This is a genomic window from Bradyrhizobium sp. NBAIM03 (assembly GCF_020194055.1).
GTDB classification, from domain to species: domain Bacteria; phylum Pseudomonadota; class Alphaproteobacteria; order Rhizobiales; family Xanthobacteraceae; genus Bradyrhizobium; species Bradyrhizobium yuanmingense.
In genome coordinates this window covers 155,045-181,578 of sequence record NZ_JADYVS010000009.1, presented here as the reverse complement: position 1 = coordinate 181,578, position 26,534 = coordinate 155,045, and the positions used below count along the sequence as shown (strand labels likewise).

The 26,534-nt window shown below is 65.3% G+C and carries 31 protein-coding genes and 1 pseudogene; 9 read left to right on the top strand and 23 right to left on the bottom strand.

Annotated elements, in window-relative coordinates:
• Window position 1: 1 nt before the first annotated feature.
• The 4 genes from I6F21_RS16330 to I6F21_RS16315 form a co-directional block, all read right to left on the bottom strand.
• Window positions 2-1,504, bottom strand: coding sequence for a glycosyltransferase family 39 protein (locus I6F21_RS16330; protein ID WP_036027762.1), 1,503 nt, complete (start codon window positions 1,502-1,504; stop codon window positions 2-4).
• Between the two features lie 6 nt (window positions 1,505-1,510).
• Complete coding sequence (locus I6F21_RS16325) at window positions 1,511-2,638, bottom strand: glycosyltransferase family 2 protein (protein WP_036027763.1); 1,128 nt, start codon at window positions 2,636-2,638, stop codon at window positions 1,511-1,513.
• Window positions 2,639-2,879: 241 nt separating this feature from the next.
• On the bottom strand, window positions 2,880-3,080 hold the full coding sequence (locus I6F21_RS16320) for a hypothetical protein (protein ID WP_036027765.1): 201 nt from the start codon (window positions 3,078-3,080) through the stop codon (window positions 2,880-2,882).
• Window positions 3,081-3,215: 135 nt separating this feature from the next.
• Window positions 3,216-3,596, bottom strand: coding sequence for a hypothetical protein (locus I6F21_RS16315; protein WP_225139792.1), 381 nt, complete (start codon window positions 3,594-3,596; stop codon window positions 3,216-3,218).
• A 98-nt stretch (window positions 3,597-3,694) separates the two neighbouring features.
• On the opposite strand from I6F21_RS16315, the gene I6F21_RS16310 reads away from it, so the two are divergent.
• The gene (locus I6F21_RS16310; protein WP_085972302.1) at window positions 3,695-4,531 is read left to right on the top strand and encodes a DUF72 domain-containing protein; all 837 of its coding nucleotides are present in this window, start codon (window positions 3,695-3,697) and stop codon (window positions 4,529-4,531) included.
• Window positions 4,532-4,538: 7 nt separating this feature from the next.
• The gene (locus I6F21_RS16305; RefSeq protein WP_036027769.1) at window positions 4,539-4,994 is read left to right on the top strand and encodes a DUF488 domain-containing protein; all 456 of its coding nucleotides are present in this window, start codon (window positions 4,539-4,541) and stop codon (window positions 4,992-4,994) included.
• 139 nt (window positions 4,995-5,133) lie between these two features.
• Here I6F21_RS16305 and I6F21_RS16300 read toward each other — a convergent pair whose 3' ends face one another.
• From I6F21_RS16300 to I6F21_RS16275, 6 genes are all read right to left on the bottom strand, one after another.
• Window positions 5,134-6,048 carry a PhzF family phenazine biosynthesis protein gene (locus I6F21_RS16300; RefSeq protein WP_036027795.1) on the bottom strand — a complete coding sequence of 305 codons (915 nt, stop codon included), beginning with the start codon at window positions 6,046-6,048 and terminating at the stop codon, window positions 5,134-5,136.
• A gap of 152 nt (window positions 6,049-6,200) precedes the next feature.
• A complete protein-coding gene (locus I6F21_RS16295; protein WP_036027770.1) occupies window positions 6,201-7,508 on the bottom strand; it encodes an adenylate/guanylate cyclase domain-containing protein in 1,308 nt (435 codons plus the stop codon).
• Between the two features lie 29 nt (window positions 7,509-7,537).
• Window positions 7,538-8,701 carry an ABC transporter permease gene (locus I6F21_RS16290; protein WP_036027772.1) on the bottom strand — a complete coding sequence of 388 codons (1,164 nt, stop codon included), beginning with the start codon at window positions 8,699-8,701 and terminating at the stop codon, window positions 7,538-7,540.
• Window positions 8,698-9,630 carry an ABC transporter ATP-binding protein gene (locus I6F21_RS16285; RefSeq protein WP_036027774.1) on the bottom strand — a complete coding sequence of 311 codons (933 nt, stop codon included), beginning with the start codon at window positions 9,628-9,630 and terminating at the stop codon, window positions 8,698-8,700. Before I6F21_RS16285 ends, I6F21_RS16290 begins: the two co-directional genes overlap by 4 nt.
• Window positions 9,627-10,430, bottom strand: a complete 804-nt coding sequence (locus I6F21_RS16280) for an efflux RND transporter periplasmic adaptor subunit (RefSeq protein ID WP_036027776.1) — start codon at window positions 10,428-10,430, stop codon at window positions 9,627-9,629. Before I6F21_RS16280 ends, I6F21_RS16285 begins: the two co-directional genes overlap by 4 nt.
• Entirely contained in the window at window positions 10,427-11,122 is a 696-nt protein-coding gene (locus I6F21_RS16275; RefSeq protein ID WP_225124775.1) for a TetR/AcrR family transcriptional regulator, read from the bottom strand. The genes I6F21_RS16280 and I6F21_RS16275 overlap by 4 nt, the downstream gene beginning before the upstream one ends.
• Window positions 11,123-11,230: 108 nt before the next feature.
• Here I6F21_RS16275 and I6F21_RS16270 point away from each other — a divergent pair, with 108 nt between their 5' ends.
• Genes I6F21_RS16270 through I6F21_RS16260 form a run of 3 tightly spaced genes read left to right on the top strand, consistent with a single transcriptional unit; the run spans window position 11,231 to window position 12,453 of the window.
• The gene (locus tag I6F21_RS16270; protein WP_036012825.1) at window positions 11,231-11,566 is read left to right on the top strand and encodes a metalloregulator ArsR/SmtB family transcription factor; all 336 of its coding nucleotides are present in this window, start codon (window positions 11,231-11,233) and stop codon (window positions 11,564-11,566) included.
• Window positions 11,563-12,024, top strand: coding sequence for an SRPBCC domain-containing protein (locus I6F21_RS16265; RefSeq protein WP_036027779.1), 462 nt, complete (start codon window positions 11,563-11,565; stop codon window positions 12,022-12,024). Before I6F21_RS16270 ends, I6F21_RS16265 begins: the two co-directional genes overlap by 4 nt.
• Window positions 12,025-12,039: 15 nt before the next feature.
• Window positions 12,040-12,453 (top strand): GFA family protein, encoded by a 414-nt coding sequence (locus I6F21_RS16260; RefSeq protein ID WP_036012827.1) that lies wholly within the window; start codon window positions 12,040-12,042, stop codon window positions 12,451-12,453.
• Window positions 12,454-12,520: 67 nt separating this feature from the next.
• Here the strand turns inward: I6F21_RS16260 and adhP are convergent.
• From adhP to I6F21_RS16205, 11 genes and pseudogenes are all read right to left on the bottom strand, one after another.
• Window positions 12,521-13,545 (bottom strand): annotated as a pseudogene (adhP, locus tag I6F21_RS16255) (alcohol dehydrogenase AdhP).
• A gap of 139 nt (window positions 13,546-13,684) precedes the next feature.
• Entirely contained in the window at window positions 13,685-14,095 is a 411-nt protein-coding gene (locus tag I6F21_RS16250) for a DUF2000 family protein (RefSeq protein WP_057029516.1), read from the bottom strand.
• Between the two features lie 66 nt (window positions 14,096-14,161).
• On the bottom strand, window positions 14,162-14,551 hold the full coding sequence (locus I6F21_RS16245; RefSeq protein WP_057029515.1) for a DUF4189 domain-containing protein: 390 nt from the start codon (window positions 14,549-14,551) through the stop codon (window positions 14,162-14,164).
• A 203-nt stretch (window positions 14,552-14,754) separates the two neighbouring features.
• The gene (locus tag I6F21_RS16240; protein WP_225139791.1) at window positions 14,755-16,359 is read right to left on the bottom strand and encodes a molybdopterin-binding/glycosyltransferase family 2 protein; all 1,605 of its coding nucleotides are present in this window, start codon (window positions 16,357-16,359) and stop codon (window positions 14,755-14,757) included.
• Entirely contained in the window at window positions 16,356-17,057 is a 702-nt protein-coding gene (locus I6F21_RS16235) for an XdhC family protein (RefSeq protein WP_225139790.1), read from the bottom strand. Before I6F21_RS16235 ends, I6F21_RS16240 begins: the two co-directional genes overlap by 4 nt.
• Window positions 17,058-17,059: 2 nt before the next feature.
• Window positions 17,060-17,383: an XdhC family protein gene (locus tag I6F21_RS16230; RefSeq protein ID WP_025037240.1), complete on the bottom strand. Its 324-nt coding sequence runs from the start codon at window positions 17,381-17,383 to the stop codon at window positions 17,060-17,062.
• 10 nt (window positions 17,384-17,393) lie between these two features.
• A complete protein-coding gene (locus tag I6F21_RS16225) occupies window positions 17,394-18,596 on the bottom strand; it encodes a VWA domain-containing protein (RefSeq protein ID WP_225139789.1) in 1,203 nt (400 codons plus the stop codon).
• A 130-nt stretch (window positions 18,597-18,726) separates the two neighbouring features.
• Window positions 18,727-19,650, bottom strand: a complete 924-nt coding sequence (locus I6F21_RS16220; RefSeq protein WP_225139788.1) for a MoxR family ATPase — start codon at window positions 19,648-19,650, stop codon at window positions 18,727-18,729.
• 62 nt (window positions 19,651-19,712) lie between these two features.
• The gene (locus I6F21_RS16215; protein WP_036012847.1) at window positions 19,713-20,519 is read right to left on the bottom strand and encodes a xanthine dehydrogenase family protein subunit M; all 807 of its coding nucleotides are present in this window, start codon (window positions 20,517-20,519) and stop codon (window positions 19,713-19,715) included.
• 27 nt (window positions 20,520-20,546) lie between these two features.
• Window positions 20,547-21,032 carry a (2Fe-2S)-binding protein gene (locus I6F21_RS16210; protein ID WP_014494194.1) on the bottom strand — a complete coding sequence of 162 codons (486 nt, stop codon included), beginning with the start codon at window positions 21,030-21,032 and terminating at the stop codon, window positions 20,547-20,549.
• Between the two features lie 149 nt (window positions 21,033-21,181).
• A complete protein-coding gene (locus I6F21_RS16205) occupies window positions 21,182-21,628 on the bottom strand; it encodes a carbon monoxide dehydrogenase subunit G (RefSeq protein WP_036043583.1) in 447 nt (148 codons plus the stop codon).
• A gap of 172 nt (window positions 21,629-21,800) precedes the next feature.
• Between I6F21_RS16205 and I6F21_RS16200 the strand changes: the two genes are divergently transcribed.
• The 3 genes from I6F21_RS16200 (at window position 21,801) to I6F21_RS16190 (ending at window position 24,457) form a co-directional block, all read left to right on the top strand.
• Window positions 21,801-23,156 (top strand): 3-carboxy-cis,cis-muconate cycloisomerase, encoded by a 1,356-nt coding sequence (locus I6F21_RS16200; protein WP_225139787.1) that lies wholly within the window; start codon window positions 21,801-21,803, stop codon window positions 23,154-23,156.
• Between the two features lie 15 nt (window positions 23,157-23,171).
• Window positions 23,172-23,954, top strand: coding sequence for a 3-oxoadipate enol-lactonase (gene pcaD / locus I6F21_RS16195; RefSeq protein ID WP_197951564.1), 783 nt, complete (start codon window positions 23,172-23,174; stop codon window positions 23,952-23,954).
• 110 nt (window positions 23,955-24,064) lie between these two features.
• Window positions 24,065-24,457, top strand: coding sequence for a carboxymuconolactone decarboxylase family protein (locus tag I6F21_RS16190; RefSeq protein ID WP_225139786.1), 393 nt, complete (start codon window positions 24,065-24,067; stop codon window positions 24,455-24,457).
• On the opposite strand, the gene I6F21_RS16185 is transcribed toward I6F21_RS16190, so the two are convergent.
• Both I6F21_RS16185 and I6F21_RS16180 read right to left on the bottom strand, forming a co-directional pair.
• Entirely contained in the window at window positions 24,419-24,958 is a 540-nt protein-coding gene (locus I6F21_RS16185; RefSeq protein WP_057029508.1) for a hypothetical protein, read from the bottom strand. The genes I6F21_RS16190 and I6F21_RS16185 overlap by 39 nt on opposite strands.
• Before the next feature lie 230 nt (window positions 24,959-25,188).
• Window positions 25,189-25,350: a hypothetical protein gene (locus I6F21_RS16180; RefSeq protein WP_192893160.1), complete on the bottom strand. Its 162-nt coding sequence runs from the start codon at window positions 25,348-25,350 to the stop codon at window positions 25,189-25,191.
• 262 nt (window positions 25,351-25,612) lie between these two features.
• Here I6F21_RS16180 and I6F21_RS16175 point away from each other — a divergent pair, with 262 nt between their 5' ends.
• Window positions 25,613-26,530, top strand: a complete 918-nt coding sequence (locus tag I6F21_RS16175; RefSeq protein ID WP_057029507.1) for a branched-chain amino acid ABC transporter permease — start codon at window positions 25,613-25,615, stop codon at window positions 26,528-26,530.
• The last annotated feature ends 4 nt before the right edge of the window (window positions 26,531-26,534 follow it).

Sequence of the window (26,534 nt, the reverse complement as noted above, 5' to 3'; positions counted from 1 at the left end):
GCTACCGCGCTTCCGGCGGCGGCGAGCGGTCCAGCACCTCGCCCTTGGCGACTTCCAGCAGGTCGATGCCGTAGGTCTCGATCACGAGCGGCCCGCGCTTGCGCTGCAATTGCGCCACCTGCGTCACCTTTGCAAAGAGAGCATTGAGGGCAGGATGACCGTCGGCGCGCAGCTCGTCGACATAGAGCAGCTTGCCGGCGAGCAGCTTGGGATCGGGTTCGGCCATGTTGACCCAGCGGATGCGCTGATTTTGCTGCGCGACGCAGGTGCCGCGCGGCAGATAGAATGCGAGCCAGCTCGTGGTGCCGTAATCCTGCGCCAGCACGCAGGTGGCGCCACTGCGCGCGCGCACCGCTTCGATTCCGGCCGCGAGCTCGCGCCAGCCGACACCGACACTGCGCACGGTGGCATCGCGGCGATATCCGGACAACCAGCCGGTATTGGCCTGCACGATCAAGGCGGCAAACATGACGATGCCCACAGGCGCGGCCCAGCGCTGGCAAACGTCGACGAGGCGCCGCTGACGCGGCTTCCATTGCGCAAGATTGGCCGCGGCGGCCGCGGCAATGACGAACGGCGGATACACCGGCGCGAACCAGTTGGCCTCGACGCGCGCATGCAGCGAATGCCAGACGAAATAGGCGACGATGGTCCAGAACATCGTCTCGATCAGCACGCGCGAGGCCAGCGCGCCGGCGCGCTGCCAGGTCAGCGCATGCAGGCCCATGGCGCCGAGGATAAAGACCAGCGGGGTTGCGAACGCGATCTGGGTCGGGATCAGCTCGGCGATGAAGACGGGGCGGAAGTCCTCGATCCTGGCGCGGCCGAGCTGCTTTGCGAACGAGACCCATTGATGGTCGGCATTCCAGAGGATCACCGGCGAGAACAGCGCCAGCGCGACGAGGCCGCCGAGATAGGGCCAGGGCGAGAGGAACCAGCGCCGCAGCTTCGGCACGCAAGCGAGCCAGATCAGGATCGCGGCGCCAAAGAACATCGCGGTGTATTTCGACAATAGCGCCGCGCCGACGGCGGCGCCGACCGCGAGCCACCAGGCGCCGCGTCCGGTCTCCAGCACCTTGGCGAGAAAGAACAGCACGAAGCTGGAGGCGACCAGCAGCGGCGCATCGGGCGTGACGATCAGCGTGCCGACGGAAGCCAGCAGCGTCACGTTGAGCAGGATGGCGCTGGTCGCGGCCACACGCACCCCGCCGAACAGAATTGCGGCGGAGCGATAGACCGCATAGCTCATCGGCAGCGCGAGCAGGATCGAGACGAGGCGGACGCCGAGCTCGGTATCGCCCGCGATCATGGTGCCGGCGCGGATCACATAGGCGACCATGGGCGGGTGGTCGTAATAGCCCCCGGCGAGGCTCTTCGACCACATCCAGTAATAGGCTTCGTCGAACGTGATCGGCGTGAAGGCGGCTGCGACGAGCCGCAATCCCACCAGCGCGACAATCAGCAGCGCGGTGTTGCGGACGATCCGCGCGTCGGCCCCGCCCATCACGCGCTATTTCTTGCGCCAGACGAACAGTCCGGACATCGCGTAGTTCCACACCACGCCCATCAACGCGCCGGCCAGGCCGGCCAGCCACCAGATCGGCTCCTGGTCGTAGACCGAGAAGGCGACGCCGACATTGGCGAGCAGGCCGACGCTGCACACGATGTAGAAGGCGATCAGCCCGCGCAGCAGCGCAAAGCCCTTCAGCCGCTGGTCGCGATAGGTGAGAAAGTTGTTGAGGATGAAATTGCTGGTCATGGCGACGATGGCGCCCGCGGCCTGCGCCTCCGGGAACGGCGCGTTGAACAGGCGAAGCGCGATGAACAGCGTGGTCAGGTGCACGACGAGGCCGATGCCGCCGACCATCGCGAACAGGATGAAGCGCAGCGAGACGATGTCGTTGGTTAGCTTGGCGAAGACGAGGCCGAGGAAGTCGAGCGCGACCATGGAATCGAGCTTGCTCTCGCCGTGCTGGCGGGCGCCGAACGTGTAGGGAATCTCGACCGCCCGCAAGCTGCCATGCGCGGTCGCGACGATGTCGAGCAGGATCTTGAAGCCGTGCACGGAGAGTTTTGGCGCGAGCTGCTCGAAGCGGTCGCGGCGGATCATGAAGAAGCCGCTCATGGGGTCGGCAATCTCGACCCGCAGCATCTTCTTGGCGACCTCGGTCGCGAGCGCGCTGGCGCCGGCGCGCTGCCTGTTGAAGCCTTCGCTCTTGTAGCCCTCGATGTAGCGGCTGCCGACGACGAGGTCGGCCTGATCGCTCGCGAGCAAGAGCAGCATCTTGGGCAACTGCGTCTCGTCGTGCTGGAGGTCGGCATCGATCACGGCCACATAGGGCGCGCTGGAGGCAAGGATGCCCTCGATGCAGGCGCCCGACAGGCCGCGGCGGCCGATGCGGCGGACGCAGCGCACCCGGCTGTCGCGCTGCGCCAACTCGCGCACGACATCCCAGGTGCCGTCGGGCGAATTGTCATCGACGAACACGACTTCCCAGACGACGTTGGCGAGCGTCGCCTCGAGGCGCCGGTACAGCACGGTGACGTTGTCGCGCTCGTTGAAAGTTGGGACGATAACCGACAGTTCCGGCCCCTCGTGGGCTTGGTTGTCGATGCCCGGTCTGATCGCTTCGTTCATGACGGCAGCGTATATCCGCCGCATCCTGCGCTGCCAAGCCGGGGGTCTGGGGAAGGGCCGAAAAGGGGCCTAAAATGCCAACGACCCCGGAACGGCGGGCCGCGCGTACATCCGGCGCAAGCCTTAAGCAATTCCAAGGTCGTTCCAGCGACGGAGGTCTTTACGCTCAACGTCGCCGTTAGAAGCTAGATGGGAATGTCAAAAGCGTTCCGCAAGGGGGCGGAAATCCGATTTTCAAACCCTATTGGTTGGGCACTTCCCGGATGACCGGCCCGCGCGGCGCGGGCGCGACCGGGGCTGCGGGTGCCGCCGCCGCCGGCTCGGCCTTCGCCGGCTTGGGCGGCTTGCCGTACTGGCCGATCGGCCCGAACACGACGGCAACCGCAAGGACGACCGCCGCGACGATCGCCCCCAGAATGCCACCCACCGACTCAGACGACATGCAAGTTCCTGCTCCAGACGGGCTCAGTGATACCATGGATGAGCGCGCGACTGGAAGGCCCAGGGCGAATCGCGAATGGCGAGTGGCGAATGAGCATGGCATGCCTTGTCGCCCTATTCGCGATTCGCCACTCCCCTACTTCTGGGGCGGCCGGTGCTTGACGAAGGCCATCACGATGTCCTTCTGCGCCGCCTCCACCGCTCTGTTCGCGGTGGCGAGATGAGCGCCGGCATCGATATCAGGATATTGCGTGGTGAGATAATCGAGCAGCGTGACCCGGTAATATTGCCACTCCGACGGACAGGCTCCGGCAACCGAGCGGCCGAAATCCTGCTCCGACAGGCCCTGATTGGACTCGCGCGAATATTCCCGCGCGAGGCAATGCCAATAGTCGTCGCGGCCCTGCTGAGCGAGCTTCTGCGCGCCCTTCGTGTCGTCGTCATCCGCCACGGCAGAACTTGTCATGGCAGCAGATGTCATCATGACGAGCGCGCCCCCCACCAGCAGCATCCGCATCTTGTTCTCCTTCTTTGCGGGCCCGTCGCGAGCTTAGACCGGACCGGCCAACTGGCCAATCACATCTGGTTTGATTAGGATGAGATCCCTCCCCGTCGATGCGAGATCCTCCCGTGGCCAAAGTAAAAACTGCCTCCAAAAACTCCGGCAACATCTTCATCGGTATCGGCGGCTGGACCTTCGAGCCCTGGCGCGGCGTGTTCTATCCGGAGAAGCTCGCGCAGGCGAAGGAGCTGTCCTATGCCGCTTCGAAGCTGACCTCGATCGAGATCAACGGCACCTATTACGGCTCGCAGAAGCCGGAGAGCTTTCGCAAATGGGCGAGCGAGGTGCCTGACGGTTTCGTGTTCTCGGTGAAGGGACCGCGCTTTGCGACCAACCGCCGCGTGCTCGCCGAGGCCGGTGATTCCATCAAGCGGTTCTACGATTCCGGCGTGCTGGAACTCGGCGATCATCTCGGGCCGGTGCTGTGGCAGTTTGCGCCGACGAAGAAGTTCGATGGCGCCGATTTCGGCAAGTTCCTGGAGCTGTTGCCGCGCAAGCTCGAGGGGCGCGCGCTGCGCCATGTCGTGGAAGTGCGCCATGACAGCTTCTGCACGCCGGACTTCGTGGCGCTGATCCGCGAGTTCGAGACGCCCGTGGTTTTCGCCGAGCACGGCAAATATCCCGCCATCGCAGATGTCGCCGGCGATTTCGTCTATGCGCGGCTGCAGAAGGGCAATGACGAGATCAAGACCTGCTATCCGCCGAAGCAGCTCGATGCCTGGGCCCAGCGCTTCCAGGATTGGGCTTCGGGCGGTGAACCCGACGATCTCCCGAAGGTTGACAAGGCCAAGCCGAAGAAGGAGCCGCGCGACGTGTTCGCTTACGTCATCCACGAGGGCAAGGTACGCGCACCGCACGGCGCCATGGAACTGATCGCACGGGTGAGTTGAGGGTCCCTTGGCAAAGGCGAAGAAGCTCTTCACCATCGGCTATGAGCAGACGCCGCCGAAGGCCGTGCTGGACGAGCTGGAACAGGCCGGCGTCAAGCTCGTGGTCGACGTGCGCGCGGTGACGTCGTCGCGTCGGCCGGGCTTTTCCAAGAAGCAGCTTTCGGCGGGCCTCGACGAGCGCGGCATCGGCTATGTCCATCTCGCCGCGCTCGGCACGCCGAAGGAAGGCCGCCTCGCCGCCCGCAGCGGTCAATACGACGTGCTGGAGATGATCTTCTCCAAGCACCTGAAGACGCCGCAGGCGAGGGAAGAGATGGACGAGCTTTCTGCGCTGGTGAAAAAGGCCGGCCCGGTGTGCCTGCTCTGCTACGAGCGCGACCACACCCACTGCCACCGCCAGATGATCGCGGAGATCATCGAGGAGCGCGATGGGGTTGCGGTGAAGAATTTGGCGGGGCGGTAGGTGTAGCCACAGCCGTCATTCCCGGGCGCGCGCAGCGCGCGCTAGGGTGCGCAATTGCGCACCTGAGAATCCATTCCTCCACCAACACTGCGGCTAGATGGATTCCGGGTTCGCGCTACGCGCGCCCCGGAATGACAAGTTACCCCTCCCCCGCCAGCCGGAACGTCCCCTCCATCATCTGCACGCAAGCGCCGCCGATGTGAGCGGATACAATCTTGCCGTCCTGCTTGCGTACGCGGGTCGAGAGGATGCTTGGACGACCCATGTCAAAACCCTGCCCGACGGTCAGCTTCAGCTCGCCGTCGCTCGCGGGATCGAGATCGGCGAACAGCGCGGCGGCGGCAACCGTGGCGCTGCCGGTGGCGGGATCCTCGACGAGGCCGCTGGCACCGCGCATGAACATGCGCGCCTGTCGCTCGCAAGGCGCCTCCGCCGCCGGCACATCGCGCGTATAGAACCACACCGCGCGGGCACCATCGCGCGGCAAGACCTTGCCAAAGGCCGCAGCATCGGGCCGGGCCCGCTTCAGCGCCTCGCGCGAATGCAGCTCCATCACCAGAAACGCGTTTCCGACGGTGACAATCTGCGGCTCGTGATTGTCGGTCTTGATGTCGTCGGCAACGAGCGAGATGCAGCTCGCGGCTTCCGCTGTTGACAGCGTTGAGAGCCGCTGCAGCGGCTGCGGCGCGGTGAGCTCGGTTCTGATCACCCTGCCCTGCTCTCGCACGATCTCGACCGGGACCAACCCGGCCTTCTCCTCGAACAGCAGGCGTAGCTTCGGCTCCTTCGCCATCGAGGCCAGCACGAAGGCGGTGCCGACATTGGGATGGCCCGCAAAGGCGATCTCCTGCACCGGCGTGAAGATGCGCACCTCGGCGTCGTTGGCCCTGTCGCGCGGCGGCAGCACGAAAGTGGTCTCGGAATAATTGAACTCGGTCGCGATCGCCTGCATCTGCTGCGTCGTCAGCCCGCCGGCATCGAGCACCACCGCGAGCTGGTTGCCGCCGAAGGCGCGGTCGGTGAACACGTCGACGGTGATGTAGCGGCGCTGCATCGTCACTTCCTCATGCAAGTCGCGGCCGCGACCGGCCGCATCGCGCAGCACTCTACAAGCCGAAAACATCGCTCGTCATGCCCCAAAATTGAGTGCAATCGGAGCAATCGCTTGGATGAAAGAGAACTGCGCGCACCGATGTGTGATGCACATTATCCCAGCTGAAACACCGGTACTTTCTGCTCGTAGCCGCGCACTTCGACCTCGCCGAGCGCGACGGCATCGCTGCCGTCGGCTCCCAGCGCCTCGCGCACGGACGCCGAGATCAAGAGCTGCGAGCCGAAATCCTTGTTCAGCGCCTCGAGTCGCGAGGCGAAGTTCACGGTGTCGCCGATGACCGTGTATTCCTTGCGCCGGGGCGAGCCGATATTGCCGGCGACGACCTCGCCGAAATGGATGCCAATGCCGATCCGCAGCGGCCAGCTGCTCTCTGCGTTGATGCGGTCCATTGCCCGGAGCATCTCGCGGCCGGCGGCGACCGCGCGGTGCGCGGCGTCGGATGCTTCCAGCGGCGCGCCGAACAGCGCGAGGAAACCGTCACCGAGAAACTTGTTCACGATGCCGCCCTGGCGGTCGAGAATGTCGACCAGGACGGCGAAGGCGCCGTCGAGCCGGTCGACCACCTCCTGCGGACTGCGCGACTGCGCACCGGCCGTGAAGCCGCGGAAATCGACGAACATCACCGCGACGCGGCGGACGTCGCCGCTAGCGCCCGTTCCCGCCGTCATCAGCCGCTCCACCACCTGCGGCGAGACATGCTGGCCGAACAGATTGGTGACCCGGTCACGCGCGGTGGCGGCCGCGATGCTCGCGGCGAACTGCCGGCGCAATTGCGCGCCGACGGCGCCGGCGAGCACGCCGCAGATCAGGATGATGGCGCTGCGGACCGCGTGAAAATAGAGCTGGGGCTCGCCGACGCTGCTCGAGGGATCGTAGACCAGTGCGACCACGAACAGCTCGGCAGCAGCGACGAAGCCGGTGAAGGTCGAGAGCCAGAAATCGAGCCGCAGCGTCGAGAGGATGACGAAAATGAAATACATCAGCGGCACGGCAAAGCCGAGGGCCTGGGTCGCGCCCATGGTCCGGATCTGCAGGATGAGGATCACGGTTGGCAGCGACGTCTCGATCAGCGTGCCGATATAGCGCCTGGCCACCGGCACGTCGCGATCGAGGCGGAGGTTCTTCCTGATCTGGGTGTGGACCCAGACCTCGAACAAAATGAACCCGACGAGCAGGCCGTAGACTTCGGCGAACCCTTCGGTGCCGCGCCAGACCCGGTTCACCACGGCGGGGTCGATCAGATAGATTGCGGTGAGGAACAGGGTCATGACGCAGCCGGTCGCGATCAGCGCCCGGACCCGCAACAGCTCGGTGCGCAGCACCTCCCGCGTCAGCTCGCGCTCGAAGTCCTCCGACAAGACGGCATGCTGCCGCGCTTTCCTGCTCGCAAACTTGGCCATCCCGCCCCTCGATTCCGGGGTATTGTGCCTCAATCCAGCGTGCGGCGGAAGCGCGTCACCGCGACGGTCATGGCGAGCAGCATCAGGGCCGCCAGAGCCAGCGTATCGAAGCGCAAATTCTCCATGGTCGCGCCCTTCAGCATGATGGCGCGGACGATCCGCAAATAATGGGTCAGCGGCAGGCATTCGCCGAGATATTGCGCCCAGGCCGGCATGCCTGCGAACGGGAACATGAAGCCGGAGAGCAGAATGCTCGGCAGGAAGAACATCATCGACATCTGCATGGCCTGGAGCTGGTTCTGAACCAGCGTCGAGATGGTGTAGCCGACCGCCAGATTGGTGGTGATGAACAGCGTCGACAGCAGCGCCAGCAGGACGAGATTGCCGAGCACGGGCACGCCGAACAGGCCGACACCGATGCTGATGATCAGGAAGGCCTGGACGAAGCCGACCAGCACGTAGGGCACGATCTTGCCGAACATCACCTCGATCGGCTTGATCGGCATCGACAACAGGCTCTCCATGGTGCCGCGTTCGACCTCGCGCGTGACCGAGAGCGCGGTGAAGATCAGCATGGTCATGGTGAGGATGGTGCCGACGAGGCCTGGCACGATATTGAGGCTGGAATTCGCGGCCGGATTGTAGCGGGCGTGGGCGCGGATCTCGAACGGCATCTCCGGGGGCTCGCCGATATAGAGATCGTGCGCGAGCGCGGTCTGCACGATCATGCCGAGCGAGCCGAGCGCAGCGCTTGCGGCGACCGGATCGGTGGCGTCGGCCGCGACCAGCAGCGCCGGCCTGTCGCCGCGCCGCACCGCCCGCTCGAAGCCGCGCGGGATCTCGACCCCGAACAGCACCTTGCCGGACTTCAGGAGGTTGTCGAAATCGTCGACGTCGTGAACCTCGTAGAGGAAGCGGAAATATTTGGTGTTCTCCAGCGCCTTCAGCACCGAGCGGGCGAGATCGGAATCCTCCTGGAGCAGCACCGCGCTCGGCAGATGACGCGGCGTGGTGTTGATGGCATAGCCGAACAGCATCAGCTGCATCACCGGCAGCATCACGATCATCGCGAACGAGACGCGGTCGCGCCTCAGCTGGATGAACTCCTTGACCAGCATAGCGTAGGAACGCCGCAGGAAGCCGAAGCGCTCGCGGATTTCGCGCCGTGGTTCGGGATGTTCTACCGCGCTCATTGGAAATTGTCCTTGGAGCGTCCCATCAGCTCGATGAACACGTCTTCGAGCGAGGGCTTGGACTTCTGCCAGTGCAGGCCGCCTCTCTCGCGCCAGGGCGCGATGCTGGCTTCGAGCGCCGGGACGTCGCGGCCGGAAACATGCAGCGAAGTGCCGAACGGCGCCACCATGTCGATCCCGGGCTTGCCCGTGAGCGCCGCGCCAAGCTCGTTCAGGTCGTCGCCCGTGACGGTATAGGTCGTCAGCGCGGATTTCGCGATGACCTCCTCCACCGTGCCGTGCGCCAGCAGATAGCCGTAGGCGATGTAGGCGATCTCGTGGCAGCGCTCGGCCTCGTCCATGTAATGGGTCGAGACCAGCACCGTGAGGCCCTCGGCGGCCAGCGCATGGATCTCGTTCCAGAAATCGCGCCGCGCCTTGGGATCGACGCCGGCGGTCGGCTCGTCCAGCAGCAACAATTGTGGATTGGGCAGCGTGCAGGCCCCGAGCGCCAGCCGCTGCTTCCAGCCGCCCGAGAGCTCGCCGGCGAGCTGCTCCTCCCGCCCCGAGAGCCCGAGCCGCTTGATCATGTCGCGCGCGGCGCCGCGCGCGTCAGCGAGGCCATAGAGCCGCGCCACGAATTCGAGGTTCTCACGCACCGAGAGGTCCTGGTACAGGCTGAAGCGCTGGGTCATGTAGCCGACCTGGCGCTTGATCTTCTCGGCATCGCGGCGGATGTCATAGCCGAGACAGGTGCCCTCGCCGCTGTCGGGCGTCAGCAGGCCGCAGAGGATGCGGATGGTGGTGGTCTTGCCCGAGCCGTTGGGACCGAGGAAGCCGTAGATCGAGCCGCGCTTCACCTGCATCGACAGATCGTGCACGACCTCGCGGCCGCCGAATGACTTGGTCAGGCCCTTGACGTCGATTGCGATGCCGTTGCCGTTGCTCATCGCTTGTCCGCCACCGGTGTCTTGGTCTCAGGAGTTTTGGGATTGAGGTGGATATCGATCGGCTGTCCGACGCGCAAGGCATCGGGCCGCGAGGGTCGCGCCTGGATCAGATAGACCAGCTTGTTGCGCTCTTCGAGGCTGTAGATGACGGGCGGCGTGTATTCGGCCGAGGTCGCGATGAAGTAGATCTTCGCGGTGAGGTCGGCGGCGCAATTGTCACAGGAGACACGCACCGTGTCGCCGATCGCGAGCTTCGGCAGCTCGGTCTCCGGCACGAAGAAGCGCAGCTTCATGTTGCCGGGCGGCATGATCGAGAGCACCGGCCGCTGCGCCGCCACCATCTCGCCTTCGCGGAAATAGATCTGCTGGATGGTGCCGGCGACCGGCGCAAAGCCCTTGCGCCGCGCCATCCGCGTCTCCGAGGTCGCCACCCGCGCCTCCGCGACGCGCAAGGCGGACACGGCGGAATCGAGATTGGCCTGCGTGCCCGAACCGGTCTTGTTCAGCGAGGCCGCACGGTCATAGGTCTGCTGCGCATTCGCAAGCGTCGCCTTCTGCTGGTTGAGGTCGGCAAGCTGGAGATCGTCATCGACGGAATAGAGGTGATCGCCGACCTTGACCTCGTCGCCTTCGCGGACATTGAGCTTGGTGACGCGCCCGGCTTCGTCCGGACTGACGAAGATCATGTCGGCCTCGACCCAGCCCTGGAAGCCGGGATCGCGCTTCTCCTTGCACCCCGCAAGCCCAGTTGCGAGCACAAGGACCAATGCCAAGAAAGAAATCACTTGCGACGACCTCATGTCGTCCTCCGTTCGCCAAAAATCAAATCGAGATGAACGCGCAGCATCTCCTGCGCGTCGAGCGGCGCATGCCGCGCAAACAGGCTCTGCCAGATCACGGCGATCATCGCGGGCGCGACCAGGATCTGTGGATAGTGCGCGAGGTCCTTCTGCCGGATCTCGCCGCGGGCGATGCCGAGCTCGATCAGCGCGCGCATGGCAGTGATCCCGCGCGAGACCACCTCGCGGTAGTAGAAGTCGGCGACGGAGGGAAAGCGCGGCCCCTCCGCCACGATCAGACGCACCAGATCGCCCCGTCTCGTGCCGATCACCTCCTTCAGGAAGTTGCCGGCGAACGTCTCGATGAGGTCGCGCACCGAGCCTGCCGGCGGCGGCAGCGTGGTAAGCCGTGCGACCACGGGAACGATGACGATGCGCACCAGCTCCTCGAACATCGATTCCTTGTCCTTGAAGTGCAGGTAGATCGTGCCCTTGGCGACGCCGGCGCGCTTGGCGATGTCGTCGAGCCTGGTGGCGGCAAAGCCGCGCGCGATGAACTCCTCCATCGCCGCCTCCACGATCGCCGCACGCCGCTCCGCCGCACGCGAGGCGCGGTTCGAGGCAGGCGCTGCATCGGGGCCAGCAGTCCCAGGGTCGTTCGCTCCGGTGGGAGCGGCGGAGGGCAAGGCGGCTTTGGTCGGCTTCTTCGTCATTCGATATATATGACTGACTGGTCAGTCATAGTCAAGAGCGCGCGGGGGCGGCGACTGTCCAGACGAATTAGTGTTGACTAATGCATTAGTATCCGCTAATTTGATGGCATGATCGAAGCCACCCCAAACCCCGTCACCACCGTGATGCGCGCCCTTGCCGATCCGACCCGCCGCGCCGTGTTCGAGCGTGTGTTCGAGAGCAAAGAGATCAGCGTCGCCGAGCTGACGCGCGGCAGCGGCGTCACGCAAGGAGCCGTCTCGCAACACCTGAAATCGTTGAAGCAAGCGGGCCTCGTCGCCGAGCGCGCCGAGGGCCGCAACGTCTATTACCGCGCCGCGCCGCAGGGACTCGAGCCGCTGGTCACCTGGATGGACCATTACGGCGTCTTCTGGCGCGAGCGTTTCCGGAACCTGCGTGACCTCTTGAAGGAGATCGACCCGTGAGTGCTGCCGCGTTGAAAGCCGACACAAGAGACATCGTCATCGACGAGGTCTTCCCTCACACAGCCCAGACGATCTGGAAGGCGCTGACCAGCGGACAGCTGATCGGGCGCTGGCTGATGCAGCCGACCGGCTTCGAAGCCGTCGAAGGCAAGGCCTTCACCTTCCAGACCACCCCGGGGGGCAACTGGGACGGCGTGATCCATTGCCGGGTTCTGGAGGTCGTGGCTTTCAGCCGCCTCGTCTACGCCTGGAAAGGCGGCGACGAGCGCAACACCGGCTATGGCGCCCCGCTCGACACCGTCGTGACCTGGTCCCTCACCCCGGTCGAAGCCGGCACGCGGATCCGCCTCGTGCATGCGGGCTTCGTCCTGCCCAGGAACGAGTCGGCCTACACGGTGATGAGCGGCGGCTGGAAGAAGGTCGTTCGCAAGCTCGACGAGATCAGCGGCGAAGGTTGAGTGGGAGATATTGCGGTGGAGAAGCCCTATACCGGCGGCTGCGCCTGCGGCGCGATCCGCTATTCGATTGAAGGGGAGCCCCTCTTCAGCAATCACTGCCAATGCCGCGACTGCCAGCGGGAAAGCGGCAGCGGCCATGGCTCGTACGCGACCTTCGCGCGCGCCGGCGTCACGCTGACGGGCGATGCCAGGCACTGGGACATGGTCGCCGACAACGGCAAGGTGAAGACCCGCGGCTTCTGCACACAATGCGGCGTAGCTGTCTACATGACCTTCGCGGCGCAGCCTGACGTGTTCACGATCCGGGCGGCAAGCCTCGACGAGCCCGCCCGCTACAGGCCGCAGGCGGTGACCTTCGCCGCGCGCGGTCATGAGTGGGATCCTCTCGACCCTGGCCTGGTGAAGTTCGACGGCATGCCGCCAGGGTAAAGCGCCAGATTCTTGTTTTGACGCGTTTTCTTAACGCGAACCGGTGTCCACTTCGCTCGAAAACGCTTTAGCCAAAATCCAGCACCATGCGACCGTCGATCTTGCCGGCCCTCATCCGGTCGAAGACGTCGTTGATCGCTGCGAGCGGCACCTTGGTCACCTCGGCCTTGACCTTGCCGTCGGCGGCGAACGCGATGGCTTCGTCGAGGTCACGCCTCGTGCCGACGATGGAGCCGCGCACGGTGATGCGCTTGAGCACGACGTCGAAGATCGGTGTCGGGAATTCGCCCGGCGGCAGGCCGACGAGGCTGACAGTGCCCTTGCGACGCACCATCTTGAGCGCCTGAGCGAATGCAGCAGTCGACACCGCCGTCACCAGCACGCCATGCGCGCCTCCCCCACTCGCCGTCAGCACCTTCTCCACTGCACCATCCGCCAGCGCGTTGACCGCGAGATCGGCACCGGTTTCACGCGCCAGCTCCAACTTGTCCTCGGCGATATCAACCGCGGCGACCTTCAGCCCCATCGCCTTGGCGTATTGGATCGCGACATGGCCGAGCCCGCCGATTCCGGAGATCACGACCCACTCGCCGGGCTTGGCCTCGGTTTCCTTCAATCCCTTGTAGGTGGTGACCCCAGCGCAGAGGATCGGCGCGATGGCCGCGAAATCGATCGTCGCCGGCAGCTTGGCGGCGAACGCGGCCGAAGCGATGACATATTCGGCAAAGCCGCCGTTGACGCTGTAGCCGGTGTTGTGCTGGTGCTCGCACAGCGTCTCCCAGCCGGTCTCGCAATATTCGCACGACATGCAGGCGTCGTGCAGCCAGGCGACGCCGACGGCATCGCGACTTTCAGATTCTTCACGCCGGGCCCGAGCGCGGCGACGATGCCGGCGGCTTCATGGCCGGGGATGAAGGGCGGCACCGGCTTCACCGGCCAGTCGCCGGAGGCGGCGTGCAGATCGGTGTGACAGACGCCGCAGGCCTTGACCTTGACCAGAACCTCGCCCGGACCGGGCTGCGGCACCGGCACGTCCTCGATCACCAGCGGCTTGCCGAATTGCTTGACGATTGCGGCTTTCATGGTCGGCATCGGTCTGCTCCTTGTGCTTTGTGAAGCAGAATAGCGACGCCGCCCGGCGCACCCTTGAGGAGAGTCAAAAAGCACAATGTTTGCGCAAGGGCGGGTCCATCATGACACCCCGATGACGCCGCGCGGTGCTCTCGATCTGTCAACTATGGAACTTGAGACCGTCGACGATCTTGTCGATCACCTTCCGCTCGGCGCGCATCGCAATGCCGACGAGATTGAGGTCGCTACGCGCAACCGCCCTCACCGCCTCGCGGTTGGCGGCATCATGTGTCGTCTTGAACATGTCTTCGGTATAGACCGCCGCCTTGACGTTGCGGGCGAGCGCGCGGTCCAGCGCGCGCGACAGCGCCGGACCGTCGGCGCCATAGATCAGGATCGGTTGGCCGATCAGTGCATGATACTTCGTGCCCGAGGCGTCCTCATAGGCTTCGCCGATGCATTCCGGAAAGGCCGCGGCGATGCCGCTGGTGAGGAAGGAGGCTACGTTCAGCTTCTGCCAGGCTTGAAGATCGGTACGGATCACGACCGCGATCTTGGTGTCGAACTGCATGTATGCCTTCCACTGTCATTCCCTAGGCGATGCTACGCAACGCCCGATCACGACAGCAAGAGAAAATCACCCCTTGGCGTCACAGGCCCAGGCGCGGATCACGCATTCCTTGCCGCCGTATTTGTAGCATTCGCGCGTAGCGGCGTTGAGCGAGGCGGAAATATTCGGCTTGACGGCATAGCCGTAGGCGCCGCAGGGATTGGTCATATCGACCGACATCGCAGCGCAGGCGCGCTTCATCGTCATGGTGGTGCAATCGCCCTTGCACTGCTTCTGCGCGGCGGCGCGAGCCTCGTCCTCGTGGCCATAATCATAGGCCTGGCCATAAGCGCCGCACTTGCCGACCGCGAAAGCGCCGGCGGCCTGGGCTTCTGTCATATGGCGCGCGCCGGATGCAAAAACGGACAGCGCAAGGAAAAACATCGCGCAACGGCGCGCGACGACGTTCGAAGCCATGGAAAAACCCCTCCCCCCAAGGCAGGTGGCGGCAACTCTAAGCGGCGGTCGTTTCCAGATGGTGAACGGGGGGTTGAAATCGGCAGGCTTGCAGGATGCCGTAGTCCCGTAGGGCGGATTAGCGAAGCGTAATCCGCCTCTTTTGTTTCCGCGGAGAAACACAGCGGCGGATTACGCCTTCGGCTAATCTGCCCTACGCACCTTCAGCCCCGCCGTGCCGCCTCCAGCGCCTGCGGCGTGTCGATGTCCAGGAAGGCGCTCTCGCCGTCGACGGGCACTTCGGCGACCGCTTCGGTGTGCTTGGCGATCAAGTGCCGCGCGCCGATGTCGCCGTCGAGCGTCATCAGCTCCCTGAAGAAGCGGCGCGACCACAGCACGGGGTTGCCGCGCCGGCCCTCGCTGACGGGAACGACGATGAGATTGCCGCGGTCGGGCGCAAAACTGTCGATGAGCCGGTCGATCAGGCCGGCGTCGATCAGCGGCATGTCGCCGAGACACACGACGGCGCCATCGCAGGTCTCGGGCACGGCCGCGATCCCGGCCTTCACCGAGCTGGCGATGCCGCCGGCGAAGTCCGGATTGCGGACGAATGTCACCTTCAGGCCTTGCAGCGCCTGCTCGATGAGCTCGGCCTGGTGGCCGGTGACGACGATCACCTCGGATGCCCTGGAGGCCAGCGCCTGCTCGGTCGCGAGGCGCACCAGCTTCTTGCCGTCGAGCTTGGCGAGCAGCTTGTTCGGCCCGCCCATCCGGGTCGAGCGTCCCGCCGCGAGCACGATGGCCGCGACCTGGCTGTTGCCCTCGGTCTCCGGCTTGGCGCGCGGCTGCGGCCGCGTCACGATCTCCATCAAGAGGCCGCCGACGCCCATGCCCATCAGCTCGGACCGCGTCACCTTGATGCCGGCGAGAAGCCGCATCAAGACCCAGTCAAAACCGTTCTCGACCGGCGAGCGCGCGCAGCCCGGCGCGCCCATCACCGGCACCTCGCCGGCGCGGGCGATCAGCAGGAGATTTCCGGGGTCGACCGGCATGCCGAAATGCTCGATCTCGCCGCCGATTCCGGTGACGGCCGCCGGAATCACGTCGCGGCGGTCAGCGATCGCGGATGCACCGAAAACGATCACGAGCTCGGCGCCGAGGCCGAGCAATTCCTTGATCGCGGCCGACAGCGCCTGCTCCTCGTGCGGGACCCGGCGCTCGGCGATGATGCTGGCGCCGGCTGGCGCCAGCCGTTCGGCAGTGACGCGCAGCGTCTTGTCGATCACCTTGGTGGACAGGCCCGGCAGCAGCGTCGAGACCACGCCGACGCGCTTGATCACGTAAGGCGCGACCTTCAGCACGTCCTTGCCCGCCGCCTTCACCGCGGCATCGCGCAAACTCGCCTCGACGCCGAACGGGATGATCTTGACGGTTCCGACCATCTCGCCCTCGACCACCGGCTTGTAGGCGGCGAGCGTGGCAAAGGTGATGGCTTCGTCGATGTTGTTGATGCGGTCGACCGCGGCGCGATCGATCACCAGCACGCCCGCTCGCGCGGCGAACAGATTGGCACGGCCGGTGAAAGCGCGCTCGACATGGATGCCCTCGCCGCCGATGGCGAGCGCGATGCTGGCGGCGGCAACGTCCTCGGAGACGTCGCCCGCCTCCATGCGCACCACGACGATGTCCTTGATGCCGGCGCGCTCCAGCGCCTCGACCTCGGCAGGTCCGATCGTCGTGCCCTTCTTCAGCACCAGCGATCCCTGGCGCAGGGTGTGGACGGTCACCCCGCCAATCGCATCCCTGGGACTCGCCGGGCCGAACTTCATGCCGCTTCTTCTTTTTCCTTGGGAGGCAGCCGAAGCACGGCCGTGATCTCGGCCATGATCGCCACCGCGATCTCGGACGGCGAGACCGCGCCGATCGCTAGCCCAATGGGCGCGTGGATGCGCGCGATGTCGTTTTCCTTGGCGCCTTGCGCCCGCAACCGGTCGCCACGCTTGGCATGCGTCTTTCGCGAGCCGAGCGCGCCGATATAGAAGCAGTTGCGCTCGAAGGCGTGCAGCAGCGCGGGGTCGTCGATCTTGGGATCGTGCGTCACCGCCACGAACGCGGTGTAGGCATCGACATTGAGCGGCGGCAGCGCAGTATCAGGCCATTCGGCGATCAACGGAATGTCGGGAAAGCGCTCGGGGCTCGCAAAGGCCGTGCGCGGATCGACCACGGTGACGTCATAGCCGAGCGAGCGCGCCAGCGGCGCGAGCGCCTGGCTGATATGGACCGCGCCGATGATGACGAGCTTTGCCGTCGGGGCGTAGACGTTGAGAAACAGCTTCTTGCCGCCGGCCTCGACACTGGCGCTCTTGCCCATGCGAAGCTGCTTCTCCAGCTCGGCGCGCAGCGGATCCTTGGCGAAATCCTTCGCCTTCACCAGCCGCTGCTCGCCGCTCTCGGTGTCGGTTACCAGAATCACGGGCCGGCGCGCGGCGCGTTCGGCATTGAGTTCGTGCAGGATGTCGAGCTTCACGGCTAACCGACCTTCTCGACGAAGACGCGGATGGTGCCGCCGCAGGACAGCCCAACGTTCCAGGCGGTCTCGTCGGCGACCCCGAACTCCAGCATCTTCGGCTTGCCGCTCTGGATCACATCCATGGCCTCCGTAACCACCGCACCCTCGACGCAGCCGCCGGATACGGACCCCAGGAACGTGCCTTCGTCGTTGATAACGAGGCTCGAGCCCGCCGGGCGCGGCGCCGAGCCCCAGGTTTCCACCACCGTCGCCAGTGCGACGCCACGGCCGGCCTTCTGCCAGTCCTCCGCCGCCTTCAGGATGTCCTCGTCGCGATCGAGCATGGCTGGCCTCTCAAGCTGCGGAGCGGATCAGGCTGCGGTGATGCGGCGGCAGCGGCTGGGAGAGCGTCGTGATCAGCTCCTGGATCGAACTCAAATTATGTACCGGGCGGAATTCGTCAACGTGGGGGAGCATCATTTTGATGCCCTGCGCCTTGGCCTCGAAGCCGCCAAACCGCAGCAGCGGGTTCAGCCAGATCAGCCGCCGGCAGGAGCGGTGCAGCCGGTCCATCTCGAAGGCGAGCTTGGAATCGGCCTCCCGCTCCAGCCCGTCGGAGATCAGGAGCACGATGGCGCCCTGGCTCAGCACCCGCCGCGCCCACAATTTGTTGAAGTTGTGCAGCGAGGCCGAGATCCGGGTGCCGCCGGCCCAATCCTCGACCGAGGCCGAGCAGCTCGCCAGCGCCTCGTCCGGGTCACGCTGGCGCAGCGCGCGGCTGACATTGGTGAGGCGCGTGCCGAACAGGAACACCGAGACGCGCTTGCGGGCATCCGTGATGGCATGCAGGAAATGCAGGAACAGGCGGGTGTATTCGCTCATCGAGCCCGAGATGTCGAGCAGCGCCACGATCGGCGCCGGCTTCTCGATCCGTCCGAGGCGATGAATGTCGATGATGTCACCGCCGGTGCGCAAGGAGGCGCGCAGCGTGCGGCGGAGGTCGAGGCGCAGGCCGCGCGCATCGGGCCGGCGCCGGCGCGTCAGGAGCTCGGCCTGCGGCAACCTCATCCGCTCGATGGCACGGAGCGCCTCGGCAATCTCCGCCGCGCTCATCTGCGCAAAATCCTTCTTCTGCAGGATCTCCTTGTCGGAGACCGACAGGCGCAGATCCTGCTCCTGGTGCTGCGGCGTCTCGGTCATACGGGGCTGCGCCATCGCCTCCTGGACGCGGCGGGCGCCGGCCTGGGGCTTCTTCTTGGCCTCGTCCGGCAGCGGCACCGAATCCAGCATGTGCTTCCATTCTTCCGAGACGCGGAAGAACAGGTTGAAAGCCTGCTTGAAGATCTGCGCATGCTCATGGCGCTTGACGAAGATCGCCTCCAGCGTGGTGAAGACGTCGGATCGGCTGCCGATGTCGATCACCTGCAGCGCGCTCATGGCATCGATGACAGCGCCCGGCCCGACCGGCAGGCCGGCCGCACGCAGCGCGCGGGCGAAGCCGACGGTGTTGTCGGCGAACTGCTCGGTCTTTTCGGGGGCAAGGTGGTTGATGGCCATTGGTTCAGCACCCTCGGTCGTCATTCCGGGGCGATGCGCAGCATCGAGCCCGGAATCCATTCATCCACCAACTCTGCGGCCCGATGGATTCCGGGTTCGCGCTAACGCGCGCCCCGGAATGACGTGAAGATCAATTCTCGCTCGTCACGTCCTTCAGCACCTTCTGCAGCGTGTCGCCCTGCATGCGGGTGATGTCGTCCTGGTACTTGAGCAGCGCGCCCAGCGTGTCGCCGACCACTTGCGGGGTCAGTGAGCGGGCATCGAGCTCCGACAGCGCGGTGGCCCAGTCGATGGTCTCGGCAACGCCCGGCGACTTGTAGAAGTCCTGGTTGCGCAGTGCCTGCACGAAGCGGACGACCTGCTGCGACAGCTTGGCGGAGATGCCGGGCACACGTGTCTTGACGATCGCGAGCTCGCGCTCGGCAGCGGGATAGTCGACCCAGTGATAGAGGCAGCGCCGCTTCAGCGCGTCGTGGATCTCGCGGGTACGGTTGGAGGTGATGATGACGATCGGCGGATGCGGCGCCTTCACGGTGCCGAACTCAGGGATGGTCACCTGGAAGTCACTGAGGATTTCGAGTAGGTAGGCTTCGAACGCCTCGTCGGCACGGTCGAGCTCGTCGATCAGCAGCACCGGCGGACCGGCGACATCAGGCTCCAGCGCCTGGAGCAGCGGCCGCTTGATCATGTAGCGGTCGGCGAAGATATCGCTCGAAAGCTGATCGCGATCAGTGTCGCCCGCGGCTTCCGCCATCCGGATCGCGATCATCTGCGACGCGCTGTTCCACTCATACACCGCGGAGGAGACGTCGAGGCCTTCATAGCACTGCAGGCGGATCAGCTTCCGCCCCAGCGCCGCCGAGAGCACCTTAGCGATCTCGGTCTTGCCGACGCCGGCCTCACCTTCCAGGAACAGCGGTCGGCCCATACGCAGCGACAGATACGTCACCGTCGCCAGCGAGCGCTCAGCGAGATAGCCGCGCGACGTCAGGAGTTCGAGCATCGCATCGACCGATGCCGGCAAAGCACCGGAAGAAGTGGCCGCTGAAGTCATGGAAAAGCCAGTCTTACTACGCCCTCACCGGGGACAGGTCTGGACCGAGGAATGAGGTCAGCTCATTCCTTGGCATTGGCGGCATCGACGGCGCGCCGCGTCAGCACGCCGATGAGATGCGCGCGGTATTCGGCGCTGCCGTGGATGTCGCTGTTGAGGCCTTCTGCCGGTACCGCGATGCCCTCCAGCGCCTTCGAGGCGAAGCGCTTCTTCAAGGCTTCCTCGAATGCGGTGACGCGGAACACGCCTTCGGAGCCCGCACCGGTGACCGCAACGCGCACGTCCGAAGGACGCCGCGCCACGAACACCCCGACAAGCGCATAGCGCGAGGCCTGGTTGCGGAACTTGACGTAAGCGGCCTTCTTCGGCAGCGGGAACATCACCTTGGTGATGATCTCATCCGCTTCGAGCGCGGTCGTGAACAGGCCCTGGAAGAACTCTTCCGCCTTGAGGCGGCGCTTGTTGGTGACGATGGTGGCCCCGAGCGCGAGCACCGCGGCCGGATAATCGGCAGTCGGATCGTTGTTGGCGAGCGAGCCGCCGATCGTGCCCTTGTGACGCACGGCCGGATCGCCAATGCCGCCGGCAAGGTTCGCCAGCGCAGGAATGGCTTCACCGACGATGGCGGAGGTCGCGACCTCGGCATGCTTGGCGGTGGCGCCGATCACGAGCGAGCGGCCCTTCATCTCGATCGCATTGAGCCCCTCGATGTGGGAGAGGTCGACCAGATGCGGGGGACTGGCGAGGCGCTGCTTCATGACGGGAATCAGCGTGTGGCCGCCGGCGATCACCTTGGCGTCCTCGTTCTTCACCAGGAGGTTGGCCGCCTGGCGAACGGTCCCAGGGCGATGATATTTGAATTCGTACATCTGTATGTCCTGATCGCGGGAGGCGCGTTACGCGAGGTCGGATTTGGCCATCGCCTTCGCGCCGGCAGAGATCGAGGCGACGATGTTCTGGTAGCCCGTGCAGCGGCAGAGATTGCCTTCGAGCTCCTCGCGAATGGTGTGGTCGTCGAGCTCGTGGCCCTTGCGGTGCACGATGTCGATCGCAGTCATGATCATGCCGGGCGTGCAGAAGCCGCACTGCAGGCCATGGTGCTCGCGGAAGGCCTCCTGCATCGGATGCAGCGGCGCGCCGTCCGCAGCCAGCCCCTCGATCGTCTTGACCTCGTGGCCATCGGCCATCACCGCAAGCGTGGTGCAGGACTTCACGGCCTTGCCGTCGAGATGCACGACGCAGGCGCCGCACTGCGAGGTGTCGCAGCCGACATGGGTGCCGGTCAGCCGCAGATTCTCGCGCAGGAATTGCACCAGGAGCGTGCGGGGATCGACATTAGCGGTGACTGGATTGCCGTTCACGATGAGGGAGATTTTTGCCATAAGCACTCTCTGTCAGCACCCCGACGGGTCCCGTCGAAGCGGTTCTTATAATTATTCCAACCCATCATATGGGCCATTATGCCCCGGGGCAACATCGCCCCGGGCGCAAGGCGCCATGCCGAAGGCGCTACCCTAAAGGTATTGGACCTTCAGCCCTGTACGGCCTTGGCGAAGTTCGCGAAAAACTCATCGGCAAGCTTCTTGGCGGCGCCGTTGATGAGGCGCTGGCCGAGCTGCGCCAACTTGCCGCCGATCTGCGCCTCGACGTCGTAGGAGAGCAGCGTGCCGCCGTCCTTCTCGGCGAGCTTGACGGTCGCGCCGCCCTTGGCGAATCCGGCCACCCCGCCTTCGCCCTCACCGGAGATCTTGTAGCCGTTCGGCGGGTCGAGATCGGACAGCGTGACCTTGCCCTTGAAGCGCGCCGACACCGGGCCGACCTTCATCTTCGCCGTCGCGCGGAAGCCGCCGTCGTCGGTCTTCTCCAGCTCCTCGCAGCCGGGGATGCAGGCCTTCAGCACCTCGGGATCGTTGAGCTTGGCCCACACGGCCTCGCGCGGCGCTGCAAGCTGGACTTCGCCGTTCATCGTCATGGCCATGAGGGTGCCTCCCGGATCGCGTAACTATAGTGCTGATCAAGTAACGCAGCGGCGCGGCAAAGAAAAGGCCGGCGCCCGGTCACGTGCAATGCATATTCGCAACTGCAAAATGACGTGTGCGGGCGGTGGGGGATTGGCACGGCCGGGCCATGATGATTAGGTCGCGCGCAACATGAGCACATCCCTCTCCCCCCTGCTCGCACCGATGCTGTCGAGCGCCGCCATGCGCGTGGTCTGCGACGATCGGTCGACCTTGCAGAACATGCTCGATTTCGAGGCAGCCTTGGCACGCGCCGAGGCGGCCACCGCCGTGATTCCCACATCCGCCGTCGGACCGATCGAGGCGGCGTGCAAGGCCGATGGCTTCGACATGGCCGCACTGGCCGAGGCCGCGACGCGGTCGGGCAATCTCGCGATTCCCCTGGTCAAGATGCTAACCGCCAATGTCGGCAAGAATGACGCGGAGGCCGCGCGCTACGTGCATTGGGGCGCGACCAGCCAGGACGTCATCGACACCGCGACCATGCTGATGCTGCGCGCCGGCATCGCGGCGCTGGATGCCGACCTCAGCCGTGCCATCAAGGGCTTTGCCGCGATGGCGCGCAGCCATCGCAACACCGCGATGGTGGCGCGGACCTGGCTCCAGCATGCGCTGCCGATGCCGTTCGGGCTGAAGGCCGCCGAATACGCCTCGAGCCTTGCGCGCGCCCGCTGCCGCCTGCGGCGGCTCTCCCGCGAGGGCCTCGCGCTGCAATTCGGTGGCGCTGCCGGCACGCTCGCTGCGCTCGGCGACAAGGGGCTCGCGGTGGCCGAACGGCTGGCGCAGGAGCTCGACCTGCCGCTGCCCGAGGCGCCCTGGCATACCCATCGCGACCGCATCGCCGAGGCCGCATCCTGCTTCGCCATTCTCGCCGGCAGCTGCGGCAAGATCGCGCGCGACGTCTCGCTGCTGATGCAGACCGACGTCGCCGAAGCGTTCGAGCCCGCCGGCGAAGGCCGCGGCGGCTCCTCGACCATGCCGCACAAGCGCAACCCGGTCGCCGCCGCAAGCGCGCTGGGCTCTGCCACCATGGCCCCGCAGCTCGCCGCGACGATCTTCGCCGCCCAGGTGCAGGACCACGAACGCAGTGCCGGTCCCTGGCACGCGGAATGGCCGACGCTGCCGCAATTGATGCTGGTCACATCAGGCGCGCTGGCTGCCGTCGTCGACATCGCCGAGGGTCTCGAGGTCGATGCAGCGCGCATGCTCCGCAATCTCGATGCGACGCATGGCTTGATCATGGCCGAGGCCGTCACCTTCGCGCTCGCCGAAGCCATCGGCAAGAGCAACGCGCATCATCTCGTCGAGGCCGCGAGCAAGCGTGCCGTCGCCGAGAAGAAGCATCTGCGCGAGGTGCTGTCGGCCGATTCGCAAGTCATCGCGCACCTTTCGCCGGAAAAAATTGCGGCATTGTTCGAGCCGATGGCCTATCAAGGGGCGTCACAGGCGCTGATCGACCGGCTGCTCGACAACCTCGATCAAGATTAAGAACGGAGACGCCGCATGCCCATGATCGATGCCGACGGATGCCTGCTCAACGTCTCCGTCGAGGGCCGCGACGGCGGGCCGACCTTGATGCTGTCGAACTCGCTCGGCTGCACGCTGCAGATGTGGGAGCCGCAGATGAAGGCGCTGACGCAGGTGTTCCGTGTCATCCGCTACGATCGCCGCGGCCACGGCAAGTCGAACGTCCCGCCTGGCCCCTACACGATGGAGCGGTTCGGCCGCGACGTGCTCGCGATCCTCGACGACCTCAACATCGAGAAGGTGCATTGGTGCGGCCTGTCGATGGGCGGCATGGTCGGGCAATGGCTCGGCGCCAATGCGCCCGAACGGTTCGGCAAGCTGATCCTCGCCAACACGTCCTGCTACTATCCCGATCCAACAAACTGGCACAACCGCATCAAGGCGGTAAAGGAGGGCGGCATCGCGGCGGTCGCGGACGCTGTGATCGCGGGCTGGCTCACCCAAGATTTCCGCGAGCGCGAGCCTGCGATCACCGCGAAGATGAAGTCGATGCTGCTCGCCTCGCCCGTCGAGGGCTATCTCGCCTGCTGCGAGGCGCTGTCGACGCTGGACCAGCGCGCGCTGCTGCCGAAAATCAAGAGTCCGACGCTGGTGATCGCCGGCCGCCACGACGCGGCGACGCCGATCTCGGCGGCCGAATTGATCCGCTCCAGCATTCCCGGCGCCAGCATGACCATCATCGACGCCGCGCACATTTCGAACGTCGAGCAGCCGCATGCGTTCACGGATGCGGTGGTGGGGTTCCTGACGCAGCGCTAGCAACAACCGTCATTGCGAGGAGCGTAGCGACGAAGCAATCCAGTCCGTCTCCGCGGACACATTTCTGGATTGCTTCGCTGCGCTCGCAATGACGAAAGAGGAGGAACAGAATGGACGACCAGAAGCGCCGCGATGCCGGCATGAATGTGCGCCGCAAGGTGCTGGGCAATGCCTGGGTCGACAAGTCGATCGCGAACCGCAATGCCTTCAACACCGACTTCCAGGACCTGATCACCCGCTACGCCTGGGGCGAGATCTGGACGCGGCCGCATTTCGACGAGCGCACGCGGCGCGTGCTGGTGATCGGCACCATGGTCGCGCTCGGGCAATGGGACGAATTCCGCCTGCACGTGCGTGCGGCGCTGGCCGAGGGCGGCTTCACGCCCGACGACATCAAGGAGATCCTGCTGCAGCAGGCGATCTATTGCGGCGTGCCGGCGGCGAACCACGCCGTCAAGGAAGTCTCAGCGATTGTGCAGGAGCTCGGCCTGCTCGAGACCTAGAGGCTGAAGATTCGGCGGCGCGGCGACCTCGGCCGCCTTCGACGCAGCCGCCGGCTTTTCGATCACGAGCACGACGGCGGCACCGAGCAGCATCAGGAGCTCGGTGGCGTGCAGCCGAAGCGCAGCCAGCTCGCCGACCTTCGAGGCCATCACCATGCTGGCAAAGGAGATCAGGCTGCCGATCGCCAGCGCAATCCCGAGCGCCTCGTCACTGCCGCCGCCCTTACGGGTGCGGGGAATACAGAGCAGCACGAGGTAGATCGCAAAGAACGCCACCACGGTCAGCCTTCCGAGCGCCAGCAGCCAGGCGGCACGCACCGTGTCCATGCCCGCCATCTGCAGATGGTCGCTCAGGTACAGCGCCACCGCGACGCTCGGCCGCTCGTAGAGGCCGCGCACGGGCGCGACGATGATGCTGAAGGCTATGAGGCTCCAGACGGGAATGAAATAGGCCGCCAGCAGCGCGCCGTTGACCGAGCCGATCCGCCAATTCCTGAACATGCCGCTTCCCGCCTGATTTGCCGAGCCTTCGATGGAAGGCGGCGGCCATGCCGGAGCTAACTCGCATCAGACTGTGGCGGCAATTTAAACCCTTTGTTTACCTTAACTGCCCTCTCGCGCGGCGTCATTCCGGGGTGGTGCGCAGCACCAGACGCGGAATGACTCTTCCGCAAAGAAAAAGGCCCCGCCTCGCGGCGGGACCTCTCCTCACTACCGGGCTCCCAAACTCGCTATTCCTGATCGCGCTGGCCGCCCTGCTGCTGGCCCGGGCGATCGCCCTGGCGCGGGTCCTGCTGCTGCTGTCCGGGTTTCTGGCCACCACCCTGCTGCGGATTGCGCTGGCCGGGATTCTGATTCTGCTGACCCGGATTCTGGTTCTGCTGCTTCGTCATTCGGGGAAACTCCCTTATTGGACGTCAGAGGGGAGACAACGGCCGGCATCCACTTTGGTTGCCTCGGGAACCGGGTTCCTCGCAGGACCCAGGGAACCCGGCGCCGAAATGATCTCTGTACAAGCCTTAAGGTGGAGCCCGGGCCAGTTGCAGCCGCCAGTTCCCTCCTGTTACAAAACCCAAATGCTCAAGGGCTGCCGGGGCCCAAGAACTCTCTGCAAGAGCTCCCTTTGAGCCGCGTCAAGTTTGGGTACGGCAGCTTATGGATTATTTCGCCCAGCAGCTCATCAACGGCCTCGTGCTCGGCTCGATCTACGGCCTGATCGCGATCGGCTACACGATGGTCTACGGCATCGTCGGCATGATCAACTTCGCCCATGGCGACGTCTTCATGATCGGCGGCTTCATCGCCCTCATCACCTTCCTGATCCTGATCTCGCTCGGCCTCACGGCCATTCCCCTGATCCTGCTCGTGGTGCTGCTGGTCTCAATGGCGATCACCGCGCTCTATGGCTGGACCATCGAGCGCATCGCCTACCGGCCGCTGCGCCATTCCTTCCGCCTCGCCCCGATGCTGTCGGCCATCGGCATGTCTTTCGTGCTGACGAATTATTCGCAAGTGGCGCAAGGCGCCCGGGTCAAGCCGATCCCGCCGGTCATCACCGGCGGCTATACGCTGCATGAAAGCGCGGACGGCTTCGTCATCCAGCTTTCCAACATCCAGATCATCGTCGTCATCACCACCATCGTGCTGCTGGCGATCTTCACCTGGCTGGTGTCGAACACCCGGCTCGGGCGCGACATGCGCGCCTGCGAGCAGGATCAGACCATGGCAGCGCTGCTCGGCGTCAACGTCGACCGCACCATCTCCATGACCTTCGTGATCGGCGCGGCGCTCGCCGCCGTTGCGGGTCTGATGTACCTGCTCTATTACGGCCTGGTCGACTTCTTCATGGGCTTCGTCGCCGGGATCAAGGCCTTCACCGCCGCGGTGCTCGGCGGCATCGGCTCGCTGCCCGGCGCCATGCTCGGCGGCCTTGCGATCGGCCTGATCGAGACGTTCTGGTCGGCCTATTTCTCGGTCGAGTACAAGGACGTTGCGGCGTTCTCGATCCTGATCGTCGTGCTGATCTTCATGCCGACCGGCCTGCTCGGCCGTCCCGAAGTCGAAAAAGTCTGACGCG